We start from the raw sequence: 12,704 nt of genomic DNA, 5'->3' as shown, positions 1-12,704 counted from the left end.
CGCTCAGCGCCTTGGCGGTCTGGTCGGAAAGGTGGTTGCTGTCGTGGTCAGCCAGAAGAAGAATGGCCATGATAAAATCTCCCTTCCTTAAATCAGAGAACGCCGGCTTCGACTTTAAGCTTTTCGACGAGCTCGGCGACCGACTTGACCTTGATACCGGCCTTGCGGCCCGACGGCTCCTCGGTCTTCAGCACCTTGAGGCGGGCAGCGGTGTCGACGCCGAAGTCGGCCGGCGACTTCTTGTCGAGCGGCTTCTTCTTCGCCTTCATGATGTTCGGCAGCGAGGCGTAGCGCGGCTCGTTCAGGCGCAGGTCGGTGGTGACGACGGCCGGCAGCTTGATGTCGATGGTCTGCAGACCGCCGTCGACTTCGCGCGTCACGGTTGCCTTGCCATCGCCGATCTCGACCTTGGAGGCAAAGGTCCCTTGCGCCCAGCCGAGCAGGGCGNGGTTTTGAGCTTTTCGACGAGCTCGGCGACCGACTTGACCTTGATRCCGGCCTTGCGGCCCGACGGCTCCTCGGTCTTCAGCACCTTGAGGCGGGCAGCGGTGTCGACGCCGAAGTCGGCCGGCGACTTCTTGTCGAGCGGCTTCTTCTTCGCCTTCATGATGTTCGGCAGCGAGGCGTAGCGCGGCTCGTTCAAACGCAGGTCGGTGGTGACGACGGCCGGCAGCTTGATGTCGATCGTCTGCAGACCGCCGTCGACTTCGCGCGTCACGGTTGCCTTGCCATCGCCGATCTCGACCTTGGAGGCAAAGGTCCCTTGCGCCCAGCCGAGCAGGGCCGACAGCATCTGGCCGGTCTGGTTCGAATCGTCGTCGATTGCCTGCTTGCCGACGATGATCAGGCCCGGCTGTTCAGCCTCGGCCACGCCCTTGACGATCTTGGCGACAGCGAGCGGCTCGACCTGGTCTTCGGTCTCAACCAGGATGGCGCGGTCCGCCCCCATGGCGAGCGCSGTGCGCAGCGTCTCTTCGGCCTTGGCCGGACCAACGGAAACGACGACGACTTCCTCAGCCTTGCCGGCTTCCTTCAGCCTGNGCCCCCATGGCGAGCGCCGTGCGCAGCGTCTCTTCGGCCTTGGCCGGACCAACGGAAACGACGACGACTTCCTCAGCCTTGCCGGCTTCCTTCAGCCTGAGCGCCTCTTCGACCGAGATTTCGTCGAACGGGTTCATCGACATCTTCACGTTCGCAAGTTCGACGCCCGAACCGTCTGCCTTCACCCGGATCTTGACGTTGTAGTCAACGACCCGTTTCACCGTCACAAGTATTTTCATGGCAAACCTTTCTCCCGCGCTCGGTCTCGGCCGAACGCCCTTTCGTCAGTGCCTCGGTCGATCAGGCAACAATGCCCAGAATGCAAACAGCGGTTTTTCACCCGACCGCATGGCGTGTCTGACGCCAGGCGGATTGTAGAAGGAACCTCCGATCCCGGGTGAGAACCATTCGGAATCGCCATGCTGAAACTCGCCTTCCGACAGGACGAGGTACGTCTCTTCCGGGGCGTGGTCGTGGTCGGGATAACGCACATACGGCGCCATCAGCGTCGCGCCGAGCCAGAGGTCCCTCCGGTCCTCCAGGCCGCCCGGTCCGGCGATCATCGCATTGGCGTGGCTCACCAAGAAATTTTCGCTGGCCGTATGGTCGTAGACCGAGCGCCACTTCCATTCGAGCATCGGTTCAAGGTCCGAGAAGCGTCTGATTAGCGTATCCAGGGACGATCGGCCGGTTTCTGCAGCCAGCACACTGTCGAGATGTTGGCTGCAGACCGGGAGGCGCTTGCCGATGTCCAGACGTTGCGGTTGCGGCGCTTCAAGCTGGGCAAAAATCTGCATGAGTGACTGGCGCGCCCTCAGATCCTGTGAAAACTGGTTGAACGCGACAAAGGCCGCGTCCAGAAACGCTTGCAAGGCGTCAAACCGCGCCATTCTCAGATGTCCTTGGCAAGACGCAGCGCATCGTAGATGGCCGCATGTGTATTGCGGGCCGCAACGGCATCGCCGATCCGGAAGAGTTGATAGGCGCCCTCCGGGTTGCGTTCGACGGACTGCGGTGTGCCGGCAATAAGCTCGTCGTAGGAGACTTCGCCAAGGTTCCGCGAGTCAGGCTTCAATTCGAAATAGAGGTCGTCCAGCGGGATGGTTCCGTGGTTGACGACGATCTGGTCGAAGGTCTGCTGCTTGGCAACGCCGCCATAGTCACTGCCAACATGGGCGATGATCTGGTTGCCACTCTTTTCAACCGACTCCAGCCGGTACGTGACTGTGAAGGTGACGTCGAGTTTCTGCAGCGAGCGCATGTAAGGAACGAGGTTCATCGCCATGACTTCGGGCGCGAAGGAGCGGTCCGGTGTCATGATTTCCACCTTGGCACCGGCCTTGGCGAGGAACTCGGCAGCCTGGAGGCCCGCATGGTCGCCGGCGTCGTCGAAGATGAGCACGTTGGTTCCAGGCTTCACATCACCGGAGATGATGTCCCAGGAGGAAACGACGAGTTCGTTGCCCTTCGACAGCACCTCTGTGTGCGGCAATCCACCGGTAGCGATAATGACGACATCGGGCTTTTCGGTGAGTACCGTCTCAGCCTCGGCCCAGGTATTGAACCGGAAGGTGACGCCGAGCTTTTCGCACTGGCTCATGCGCCAGTCGATAATGCCGATCATTTCCCGCCGGCGCTCGCTCTGGGCCGTCAGGCGGATTTGACCGCCCGGATTGTTCGCGGCCTCCAAAACAACGACCTCATGACCCCGTTCCGCCGAGACGCGAGCAGCCTCAAGGCCGGCCGGACCGGCACCGACGATGACGACCTTCTTGCGAACGGCAGCCTTCGGGATCCGATGCGGCATCGTTTCTTCGCGACCGGTCGCCGCATTGTGAATGCAGAAAGCCATGCCACCTTGATAGATGCGGTCGAGACAGTAGTTGGCGCCGACGCAGGGGCGAATATCATCCTCGCGCTTTTCCATGATCTTCCGCACGATATGCGGGTCGGTCATGTGGGCGCGGGTCATACCGATCATGTCGACCTTGCCGGCAGCGATTGCATGACGGGCCGTCGCCACGTCCTGGATCTTGGCGGCATGGAAGGTTGGAAATTTGGTTGCCGCGCGCACATCGCCGGCAAAATCCAGATGTGGTGCGCTCGCCATCCCCTGAATCGGGATGACATCTGTGAGGCCCGGATCCGTATCGATATGACCGCGGATGACATTCAGATAATCGATGAGGCCGCTTTCCTTGAGACGACGGGAAATCTCCAGGCCTTCGGCCTTTCCTGTCCCGCCGGGAAGACATTCGTCTGCCGTATAGCGAACGCCAAGGATAAAGTCGTTACCGACCCTTTCGCGCATGGCCCTGAAGACGTCGAAACAAAAGCGCAGGCGGTTATCGAGCGAACCTCCATAAGGACCGTCGAGTTCGTTGGTGAGCGGCGAGGTGAACTGGTCAATAAGATGCCCGTAGGCTTCCAGCTCGACACCATCCATACCGCCCGCCTTCATCCGTTCGGCGGCGTCCGCAAAGTCCTTGATAATGCGCTCGATGTCCCAGTCTTCGAGCTTCTTGGGAAAGGCTCGGTGCGCTGCCTCGCGATGATGTGAGGGTGCAACGACCGGGAGCCAATCGCCCTTGTCCCAGCGGGTACGCCTGCCGAGGTGCGTGAGCTGGATCATGATCGCAGCCCCCTCTTCATGCACGGCGTCGGTCATTTGCCGGATCCAAGGCACGATCTCGTCCTTGTATGCGAGCAGGTTGTTGAAGACCGGAGGGCTGTCCTTGGACACTGCCGCCGAGCCGGCGGTCATCGTCAGCGCCACCCCGCCCTTGGCCCGCTCAACGGTATAGGCACGGTAGCGGTCCTTCGGCATGCCGTCTTCGGGATAGGCAGGCTCGTGAGACGTAACAATGATGCGGTTGCGCAGGGTCAAATGCTTCAACTGAAACGGCTGAAGCAGGGGATCGTTCGACATGCGACGGGCTCCGGTTTATGGGAATTTATCGCAACGGTAAGCGGAAATGTACATAGGTGTCAATAATCAAAAACACCGTGGTTCAGATATTCGACACATATGTACATTTTGCTTGAAACGGCCGTTTGGATTTGTTAGGAGGCAATCATGGAACAGGCGATGACTGACACTGGCTGGCGCGGTTCTCAGGAGGGATGGCTCGAGGCCGCCTATGACTCCCTGCTCGAGTCGGGCGTGGACTCGGTGAAGATCCTGCCGTTGGCCAAACGGCTCAATCTTTCCCGGACCAGCTTCTATTGGTTCTTCAAGGACCGGGAGGAACTGCTGAGTGCCCTCGTCGCGCGCTGGAGGGAGAAGAATACCGGCAATCTGGTCAAACAGTCCGAAGCCTATGCGGAGTCCTTGGCCGAGGCGATGCTGAACGTTTTCGACTGCTGGGTGAACAAGGAACTGTTCGACTCCCAGTTCGAGTTCGCCGTTCGCAGCTGGGCGCTGCAATCGCCCGAGATACAGGCCGAAGTCCATGAGGCCGATCAGGCGAGAATGGAGGCGCTGGGCCGCATGTTCATGCGGTTCGGATATGACGCGGGACCGGCGGACGTTCGCGCACGAACGACCTACCTGGTCCAGATTGGATACATCTCGATGCAGTCCAAGGAGGATCTTGCGCTCCGCATGAAGCGCATTCCGGAATACATCGCGATTTACACCGGACAAACACCACAGCAGAGGGAGCTCGATCGCTTCTTCGCCCGGCATGGCTACAAACCAGAGTGAGAGAAGCATGGAAACGGGCGGGCCTTTGAGGGTTGGCGTAATTGGTGGTGCGGGATGGCTGGGCGGAGCAATCGCCGACGCCATTCTCGACGCCGGCATCGTCGAGCCTCAGAACCTGTCGCTCTCCTATCGCAGCGAGCGCCCCGACCGTTTCAACCGCTCCTTCTGGACATCGGACAATCAGGCACTTGCCGACCGCTCGGACGTCATCGTTCTCTCCGTCCGTCCGGCTGACTGGCTCAGCCTGAACGTTGTTGCCGAGGGCAAGCTTGTCATCTCCGTCATGGCGGGCATCCGCCTCAGCGCCCTTGTTGAGCATCATCGGACGGACCGCGTGGTCCGAACCCTGCCAAATGCGGCGGCCGAAGTCCGCAAGTCCTACACGCCGTGGGTCGCAGCCGCCGGGCTGCAGAACGACGATCGAGACATCATAAGGGCGATCTTCGATGCTTGCGGTTCTCAGGATGAAGTGCATTCAGAAGCGGAAATCGACTATCTGACCGGCCTCACCGGATCCGGGCCTGCCTTTCCGGCGCTGCTCGCCGAAGCGATGATGGCAGACGCCGTCTCGCAAGGACTGGCTCCCGAGATCGCCAAGCGTGCCGTCAATACCCTTATCACGGGTGCCGGTCGGCTGCTTGAGCAGCGTGACGACTGTCCGACCGACATTGTCCAGACCTTCCTCGACTATCGCGGCACCACCGCGGCCGCGATCGAGGAGATGCGCGCGGCCGGATTCGATACCGCCGTCTCACGCGGATTGAGGGCTGCGTTCAGGAAATCGGTTCGCATGGGAGAAGCCTCCTAGCGTCGTTGAGACGGGGTCCGCGGCGCCCCGCCTCAGAAGAAAAGCAGCCAAAAGAGGGAACGATAATGAAAAGCTTGCTAGCATCGACATGCCTGTTCCTTGGGACCGTCGCCGGTTCGTCGCTCGCCAGCGCGGCAGACTGCGGCAGCGTCACCATCGCCAGCATGAACTGGCAAAGTGCCGAGGTCATTTCCAATCTCGACAAGATCATCCTCAATGAAGGTTACGGCTGCAGCGCCGAAATCACCATCGGCGATACCGTACCGACGATCACCTCCATGGCGGAAAAAGGCGAGCCGGATATCGCGCCCGAGGCCTGGATCGATCTGCTTCCCGACGTGGTCAAGAAGGGAACCGAAGAAGGCCGTATCGTAAAGGTCGGGTCTCCGCTGCCCGATGGCGGCGTTCAGGGCTGGTGGATCCCGAAGTATTTCGCCGATGCCCATCCAGACATCAAGAGTATTCCCGATCTCCTGAAGCATCCCGACCTCATCAAGGACCCTGAAGACCCGAGCAAGGGCGCGATCTTCAATGGTCCACAGGGCTGGGGTGGAACGGTCGTGACCGCACAGCTCTACAAGGCCTTCGAAGCAGAGAAGGCCGGCTGGACGCTGGTCGACACCGGCTCGGCAGCAGGCCTCGACGGCTCGATTGCCAAGGCCTATGAGCGCAAGGAAGGCTGGGTTGGCTATTACTGGGCACCGACCGCCCTGCTTGGCAAATACGAGATGGTGCAGCTTGAGGCAGGCGTCCCCTATGACGCAGCCGAGTGGAAGCGTTGCATTACGGTTGCCGAATGCACTGACCCGAAGCCGAGCGCCTGGCCGGTCGATACGATCGTGACACTTGTCGCCAAGCCCTTTTCCGAAAAAGCTGGCCCCGAGGTCATGGAGTACCTCAACAAGCGCTCCTGGAGCAACGAGACAATCGCCAAGTTGATGGCCTGGATGACCGACAACCAGGCGAGCGGCGAGGAAGGTGCAAAGCACTTCCTCGAAGAAAACCCGGATATCTGGAAGAAGTGGGTCTCCCCAGAGGCCGCCGCCAAGATCGAGGCTGCGCTGTAGTCAGCACGGCCGAAAACCCGGTGCGGTGTGCCTTCAGCATATCGCACCGTTCTCGCCGACATAACAACAAGAACGCGTCGGCTCTTTCGAGAAGGGGAACCGAATGGACTGGTTTTATCAATTTCCCAGCATGGACGACAACGCGCTTCGAAACCTCAAGAAAGTCATCGACGAAACGTTTCGCGGCTTTACCCGAAACTACGGTGATCTGATCGAGGGCTTCTTCGCGCCGCTCCAGCATTTTCTAATCGCTTCTGAACGGTTCATGACCAAGACGCCCTGGCCGATCATCACGCTCCTCATCCTCGCCATCGCCTGGTCAGCGACCAGAAGCATTCGCATCGCCGCCGGCTGTCTCGTGACGCTGTTGCTCATCGGCTACTTCGACATGTGGGACGATACGATGCGGACGATCTCGATGATCTTCGTCTGCACGATCCTGTCGATCGCGATCGGCCTGCCGATCGGCATTCTCATGTCGCGCTCCGACAGGGTCCAGCGGGTCGTCAACCCGGTGCTCGACGTTATGCAGACCATGCCAAGCTTCGTCTACCTGATCCCCGTCGTCATGCTGCTCGGCATTGGCAAGGTGCCGGGCCTGATCGCCGTCGTCATCTACGCGATCCCGCCGATGATCCGGCTCACCAATCTCGGCATTCGCCTGGTCGACAAGGACGTACTGGAGGCGGCCGATGCCTTCGGCGCCGACAACCGGCAGAAGCTCTTCAAGGTGCAGCTCCCGCTTGCGCTGCCGACCATCATGGCAGGGATCAACCAGACGATCATGATGGCGCTTGCCATGGTCGTCATCGCCTCGATGATCGGTGTTCAGGGTCTTGGCCAACCCGTACTGAAGGCGATCGCCAACCAGTACTTCACGCTCGGTATCTTCAATGGTCTTGCGATCGTCGGCATCGCCATCATGTTCGACCGGGTCAGCCAGGCCTATGGCGAACGATTGCAGAAGCACCGGGAGGTGGTCCATGGCTGAGCACGCTTTCGGCGGCATCGCAATCCGCCATCTCTATAAGATCTTCGGACCGAATGCCGGGGCTCATGTCGAGGCGGTTAGGAACGGCCTCACCAAGACCGAACTGAACGAGCGTCACGGGCACGTGCTCGGCCTTCGCGACATCAACATCGAGATGCCGTCGGGCTCGATCCAGGTGATCATGGGGCTTTCCGGCTCGGGCAAGTCGACGCTCATCCGGCATATCAACCGGCTGATCGATCCGACGGCCGGCGAAGTTCTCGTCGACGGCGTCGATGTGGTGAAGATGCCAGAGGCGGAACTGCGCGAGTTCCGCCGCCACCAGACCGCCATGGTGTTCCAGAAGTTCGCGCTGCTTCCGCATCGAAGCGTGCTCGACAACACGATCTTCGGCCTTGAAATCCAGGGCGTAGCGCGCGCACAAAGCATCGATACTGCCATGCGCTGGCTGGAACGGGTTGGACTTAAGGGCTTCGAGCACAAGTATCCCAATCAGCTCTCCGGCGGCATGCAGCAGCGCGTCGGGCTCGCCCGCGCGCTTGCCAACGACGCACCGGTGCTTTTGATGGATGAGGCCTATTCAGCCCTCGATCCTCTCATCCGCACGGACATGCAGACGGTGCTTCTGGACCTGCAGAAGGAGATTAAAAAGACGATCGTCTTCATCACCCACGACCTCGACGAAGCGCTGAGGCTCGGTGACCAGATTGCCATTTTGCGCGACGGCGAGGTCATCCAGCAGGGCACGAGCCAGGATATCGTGCTGAGGCCTGCCGACGACTATGTCGCCAATTTCGTCAAGGAGGTGAACCGGGGCCGCGTTGTCCATGTGGAGGCGATCATGGCACCGCTTGGCGCAACTGCAGCCGACAGTGGGCAACGGATTGCCGCCGATCTCACAATCGAAGAAGCGGTCCGTACGCTCGCCTCTGCACCCGAAGGTGATATCACCGTCGTCGATCCGTCCGGAATGCCTCTCGGCACTGTCACCTTCCGCCAGCTCGCGGGCGCCATGGTCAATGCGCACGAGACGAACGATCGCGCAATGGCAATCGCGGCCAACGCGGCGTAAGCGCGGATCGGCCGGCGAATGCCATTCCTCCGGGCGGCCGGTCCTCCGCCCGGAAAAGCGCCAAGGGTGGCTCCTCCCTCATTCCATTCCAGTCCCGACCCCTCCCCGCCAGGAGTTGCGCCATGTCCAAGAAATTTCCTCGGCTGTTTTCCCCTCTCAAACTGCGGTCCCACACGCTGAAGAACAGGATCGTGTTCGGCGCGCACACGGCGAACATGGCGGTCGAGGGTCTGCCGACCGAACGACATACCGCCTATTACCGGGAACGAGCGATCGGCGGCGCCGCGATGATCGTCGTCGAACCCATGCCCGTCCATGCCGCAGCCGTTTTAACTCGCGGCAATTTTCGCCACTCCGATGACAGTGTCATCCCCCATTTCAAGAAGGTGGTCGAGGCGATCAAAGGGCATGGAGCCATAGCGATCCAGCAGCTCTATCACGTCGGAGCGCATGGGGATTCCGACAATTCGTTCCATCCGCATTGGTCGCCTTCGGGCGGGCCGAGCTATCATGACAGCGACGGCTCGCATCCGATGACCGAAGCGGAAATCCTGGAAACGAACGATGGCTTCGTTGCGGCGGCACGTCGCTGTCGGGACGCCGGCTTTGACGGCGTCGAAGTATGGGCTGCCTATCTCGGTTTGGTCGACCAATTCTGGACGCCATGGTGCAATCGGCGCGACGATCAGTGGGGCGGTTCGCTTGAAAACCGCACGCGGATGTCTCGGGAAATCCTGACGCGGATCAGGCACGTCTGCGGGCCGGATTTCATTGTCGGCCTTGCCGTCAGTGACGAACCGGACGTGAAGGTTGCGCTTCAACGCGACGAGCTTGCCGAAATCATCCGCCTGCACGACGAACTGGGCCTTATCGATTATGTCACCTGCGGCTCTGGCGGCTACCTCGATTTCTACAAGCTGATGCCGACGTTCCTCTATCCGGAGAAACTTGGCGCCGATCTCGCTTCAGTCCTGCGGAGTGTCGTCAAGAACGCGCTTGTGATCGCCGAAAGCCACATCCGCACCCCCGAAAACGCCGAATCGGTGCTCAGCCAGGGAGCAGCCGACCTCGTTTCGATCGTGCGCGGGCAGATCGCTGATCCGCATCTTGCAACGAAGGCGGCCGAAGATCGCCCGGAGGACATTCGCGGCTGCATCTCGTGCAATCAGATGTGCTGGGGACGCCGGTCGCGCGACTACTGGATCAGCTGTCTGATCAACCCGTCCGTCGGCCGCGAGGCCGAATGGAACGGCGACCGCTTTTTCAAGACCAGCGATCCCCAGCGCGTGCTGGTCATCGGTGGCGGCCCAGCCGGACTGGAGGCCGCCCGGGTGGCCGCCGAGCGTGGCCACGAAGTCGCGCTCGCCGAGGCGTCGAACCGGCTCGGCGGTAACTTCCTGCTCGCAGGCATGCAGCCACGAAGGGCCCAGATCCTCGATCTCATCGCCTGGTATGAGCGCCAGCTCGAAAAACTCGGTGTAGAGGTTCGCCTCAACTCCTATGTCGAGGCCGAGGACATCGATCCTTCCGAGTTCGGGCGTGTCATCGTCGCCACCGGCTCCTATTCGCCGGAGACGGTGTTCCAGAAAGCGCTGCCGGCGGTCGAGGCGATGCCGGGCCTGGCGAAGGGTAACGTCTTCACAGTCGAAGCCGTCATGGCGCGGCAGGCAAGGCCGGGCAAGCGCGTTCTGCTTTTGGATGAAGGCGGCGGCTGGCGCGGCTGCGGCACCGCCTGGAAGCTCGCCGAGGAGGGCCACGAGGTGGCGCTCCTGACGCCCGACCCGTTCGTCGGCAAGGAGCTGCAGCGAACCGCAGCCGACGTTCCGATGCGGCAGGCGCTCAGGAAACTCGGCGTCACATGGATCGTCGAAGCCAGCGTCATCGAATGGCACGGCAACGGCGCGACCATCGTCGACCACACCACGGGAGAGTGTCGCTTCATCGACGCGGATGCCTTGGTGACGGCCACCACGAATGCCCCGGCCGACTGGCTGATGCCGGGGCTCGCCGAACGCGGTATCGCTACGCGCCAGATCGGCGATTGCGCCGCACCGCGGCAGGCACCCTATGCGTTTTATGAGGGTAGGAAAGCGGGACTGGAGATCTGAGATGGAAGAGGTCGAACTCAACCAGAGGCAAGCAGAAGATCTGGCGATGAGAGCTTGCCTTGGTGCCGGCGCCAATCCGGCGAGCGCCCGATCGCTCGTGGACGCAACAGTGTCGGCCGCCCGCTTCGGCCCGAGCGCGGTCGGGTTTCCGCACCTCGTCGATTATCTGAACAGTTTTCGCGAGGGGCGCATCAATTGCGATCCCACGCCGGCCGCCACGCGCCCCTTCCCCGCTCACATCACCTGCGATGCCGACCGAGGCATCGCGCAGCTCGGTTTCGACCTTGCCTTCCGCGATTTCGTGGATGCTGCCCGCAACTTCGGGATCGCGCTCTTCACCCAAAAGAACAGCTATACAACGGGCGAGCTCGGTTACTACGTGCGCAGGCTCGCGCTGGAAGGCCTGGGCGGTCTTGCGGCGACCAACGCGAATGCCATGGTCGTAGCGAAGGCAGGAGGACCGGCTGTCTACAGCACGAACCCCATCGCCTTCGGATTTCCGCTCGGCGCCAACGCGCCGCCACTCATCGTCGACCAATCGTCAAGCGCGACTGCCTACGTCAACATTGCCGCCGCCGCCGCCGAGGGGCGAGAAATCCCGGAAGGATGGGCGGTCGACAACGAAGGCGCCGATACCCGGGACGCCGAAAAGGCACTCTTAGGCGCGCTGCTACCCTTCGGTGGCCGCAAGGGTGCGAACGTCGCGCTCCTCGTCGAAATGCTGTCGGCCGGTCTTTCCGGCGGTTCCTGGTCTCTGGACACGCCAAGCTTCAGAACGGGTGAAACCTCTCCCGCTGTCGGGCTGACGGTGTTTGCGATGATGCCGGGCCCGGAAGGGAGCGACCACATCGCCCGCGCACACGACCAAATCCGGCGGCTGGAGAAGCTCGGCGTTCACGTCCCGGGCGTCAGCGGCAGGCCACCTGGCTCGCCGGAGCAACCATTGCGCATGTCCCGCGCTGTCTTCGACGCCATCGATCGTTTCGCGTCGAATGAGCATTAATCGTCCGGCGGGCTACCGTAAGAACACCGGAGGCCCGGATATGTTACACACCAAGAGATATCGCCATCCCTTCCGGGGCGGCATACATCGCCATGTTCTTGCGCGATAGATCGAGGTGTGCGCGGATCAACGCCTCCGCCCGGTCAGGATCGTGGTTCGCTATTGCATCGATGATTTCGTCGTGCTGGCGCGACGCCTCGTGCAGCTCCTCCAACATGCGCGCGTTGCTCGGCCTGTAGAAAATCTTGCCGATACGCGCATGATCGATCAGCAGCCGGCGAAGGCTCGGAAGCACGTACGCATTGTTCGCGATCTCGCCGACCCGAAGGTGAAATTTGTCATTGTAGAAGACGCGCCCGTCGACGTCATTGCTGTGAACCGCGTCGCGAAAGCTGTCCTGTATCTCACGCAGGCCCGCGATATCTGCCTTCGACGCATGTTCGGCGGCCAGCCGCGTGGCCGCGACATAGATCATCGGGGCGATCAAAAAGAAATCACGAAGGGATTGGTAGCTCATTGAGGTCACGCGAGCCGGCCGGTTCGCCTCAAGTTCGATGAACCCTTCCCCCGCGAGCTGCCGCATCGCTTCGCGCACCGGAGGGCGGGACAGTCCAAATTCCTCGCTCAACGCCACTTCGTCCAGAACCGATCCCGGCGCTATCTGCATTGTCAGGATACGGTGGCGCAAGGTGTGGTTCAGCGCAGCCTTTCGATCCGGGCCAACGCCTGCTTCAGGTGAGCTTTGATTGTGCGCCATGATAAACTCCTTTTGAGCGTATCTTGTCTACAAAAGGTAGACCGGTCAACGTATTTCGATTTTCGGCGACTCTGCCCTGTGACCACATGGCTCCTTTTGCCCGCTCTTCAGAAGATGCGCAAGGTCCGGCCGGCTGCCCGCGCGCGCCAAT

11 protein-coding genes and 2 pseudogenes are annotated in these 12,704 nt (G+C 61.2%); 7 read left to right on the top strand and 6 right to left on the bottom strand.

The genetic code is table 11. The features are described 5' to 3' along the window. Nucleotides 1-92 precede the first annotated feature (92 nt). From ASD01_RS10795 to ASD01_RS10780, 5 genes and pseudogenes are all read right to left on the bottom strand, one after another. Nucleotides 93-447 (bottom strand): annotated as a pseudogene (locus ASD01_RS10795) (electron transfer flavoprotein subunit beta/FixA family protein); the annotation flags it as partial. A 1-nt stretch (nucleotide 448) separates the two neighbouring features. After that, a pseudogene (locus ASD01_RS10790) lies at nucleotides 449-1,040 on the bottom strand (electron transfer flavoprotein subunit beta/FixA family protein); the annotation flags it as partial. Between the two features lies 1 nt (nucleotide 1,041). Beyond that, a partial coding sequence (locus tag ASD01_RS37550; RefSeq protein ID WP_446718212.1) for an electron transfer flavoprotein subunit beta/FixA family protein occupies nucleotides 1,042-1,280 on the bottom strand: 239 nt, incomplete at its 3' end. Nucleotides 1,281-1,325: 45 nt separating this feature from the next. Further along, complete coding sequence (locus ASD01_RS10785) at nucleotides 1,326-1,931, bottom strand: dimethylsulfonioproprionate lyase family protein (RefSeq protein ID WP_060607854.1); 606 nt, start codon at nucleotides 1,929-1,931, stop codon at nucleotides 1,326-1,328. Between the two features lie 2 nt (nucleotides 1,932-1,933). Then, a complete protein-coding gene (locus tag ASD01_RS10780; RefSeq protein ID WP_060582030.1) occupies nucleotides 1,934-3,970 on the bottom strand; it encodes an NADH:flavin oxidoreductase in 2,037 nt (678 codons plus the stop codon). A 147-nt stretch (nucleotides 3,971-4,117) separates the two neighbouring features. Here ASD01_RS10780 and ASD01_RS10775 point away from each other — a divergent pair, with 147 nt between their 5' ends. The 7 genes from ASD01_RS10775 (at nucleotide 4,118) to ASD01_RS10745 (ending at nucleotide 11,796) form a co-directional block, all read left to right on the top strand. Further along, a complete protein-coding gene (locus ASD01_RS10775) occupies nucleotides 4,118-4,747 on the top strand; it encodes a TetR/AcrR family transcriptional regulator (protein WP_034799984.1) in 630 nt (209 codons plus the stop codon). A gap of 7 nt (nucleotides 4,748-4,754) precedes the next feature. Continuing rightward, a complete protein-coding gene (locus ASD01_RS10770; protein WP_060519182.1) occupies nucleotides 4,755-5,555 on the top strand; it encodes a pyrroline-5-carboxylate reductase family protein in 801 nt (266 codons plus the stop codon). Between the two features lie 65 nt (nucleotides 5,556-5,620). Next, entirely contained in the window at nucleotides 5,621-6,622 is a 1,002-nt protein-coding gene (locus ASD01_RS10765) for an ABC transporter substrate-binding protein (protein ID WP_060519180.1), read from the top strand. A gap of 103 nt (nucleotides 6,623-6,725) precedes the next feature. Further along, nucleotides 6,726-7,613 (top strand): ABC transporter permease, encoded by an 888-nt coding sequence (locus ASD01_RS10760; protein ID WP_060519178.1) that lies wholly within the window; start codon nucleotides 6,726-6,728, stop codon nucleotides 7,611-7,613. Next, on the top strand, nucleotides 7,606-8,685 hold the full coding sequence (locus tag ASD01_RS10755) for a quaternary amine ABC transporter ATP-binding protein (RefSeq protein ID WP_060582034.1): 1,080 nt from the start codon (nucleotides 7,606-7,608) through the stop codon (nucleotides 8,683-8,685). The genes ASD01_RS10760 and ASD01_RS10755 overlap by 8 nt, the downstream gene beginning before the upstream one ends. A gap of 122 nt (nucleotides 8,686-8,807) precedes the next feature. Continuing rightward, nucleotides 8,808-10,793, top strand: coding sequence for an oxidoreductase (locus tag ASD01_RS10750; protein WP_060643941.1), 1,986 nt, complete (start codon nucleotides 8,808-8,810; stop codon nucleotides 10,791-10,793). Nucleotide 10,794: 1 nt separating this feature from the next. Beyond that, nucleotides 10,795-11,796 carry an Ldh family oxidoreductase gene (locus ASD01_RS10745; RefSeq protein WP_060519168.1) on the top strand — a complete coding sequence of 334 codons (1,002 nt, stop codon included), beginning with the start codon at nucleotides 10,795-10,797 and terminating at the stop codon, nucleotides 11,794-11,796. Between the two features lie 43 nt (nucleotides 11,797-11,839). Here ASD01_RS10745 and ASD01_RS10740 read toward each other — a convergent pair whose 3' ends face one another. After that, nucleotides 11,840-12,553 (bottom strand): GntR family transcriptional regulator, encoded by a 714-nt coding sequence (locus ASD01_RS10740; protein WP_060519166.1) that lies wholly within the window; start codon nucleotides 12,551-12,553, stop codon nucleotides 11,840-11,842. Nucleotides 12,554-12,704 lie beyond the last annotated feature (151 nt).

The sequence above is a fragment of the Ensifer sp. Root423 genome (assembly GCF_001426275.1).
Classification (GTDB): Bacteria; Pseudomonadota; Alphaproteobacteria; order Rhizobiales; family Rhizobiaceae; genus Ensifer; species Ensifer adhaerens.
The sequence above is the reverse complement of the archived record's forward strand: the minus strand, read 5'-3'. Positions and strand labels throughout refer to the sequence as shown.

Excerpts from the sequence above, each read along its gene's own strand:
- ASD01_RS10785 (WP_060607854.1), bottom strand. The coding sequence starts at position 1,931 with ATGGCGCGGTTTGACGCCTTGCAAGCGTTTCTGGACGCGGCCTTTGTC.
- ASD01_RS10780 (WP_060582030.1), bottom strand. The coding sequence starts at position 3,970 with ATGTCGAACGATCCCCTGCTTCAGCCGTTTCAGTTGAAGCATTTGACC.
- ASD01_RS10775 (WP_034799984.1), top strand. The coding sequence starts at position 4,118 with ATGGAACAGGCGATGACTGACACTGGCTGGCGCGGTTCTCAGGAGGGA.
- ASD01_RS10770 (WP_060519182.1), top strand. The coding sequence starts at position 4,755 with ATGGAAACGGGCGGGCCTTTGAGGGTTGGCGTAATTGGTGGTGCGGGA.
- ASD01_RS10765 (WP_060519180.1), top strand. The coding sequence starts at position 5,621 with ATGAAAAGCTTGCTAGCATCGACATGCCTGTTCCTTGGGACCGTCGCC.
- ASD01_RS10760 (WP_060519178.1), top strand. The coding sequence starts at position 6,726 with ATGGACTGGTTTTATCAATTTCCCAGCATGGACGACAACGCGCTTCGA.
- ASD01_RS10755 (WP_060582034.1), top strand. The coding sequence starts at position 7,606 with ATGGCTGAGCACGCTTTCGGCGGCATCGCAATCCGCCATCTCTATAAG.
- ASD01_RS10750 (WP_060643941.1), top strand. The coding sequence starts at position 8,808 with ATGTCCAAGAAATTTCCTCGGCTGTTTTCCCCTCTCAAACTGCGGTCC.
- ASD01_RS10745 (WP_060519168.1), top strand. The coding sequence starts at position 10,795 with ATGGAAGAGGTCGAACTCAACCAGAGGCAAGCAGAAGATCTGGCGATG.
- ASD01_RS10740 (WP_060519166.1), bottom strand. The coding sequence starts at position 12,553 with ATGGCGCACAATCAAAGCTCACCTGAAGCAGGCGTTGGCCCGGATCGA.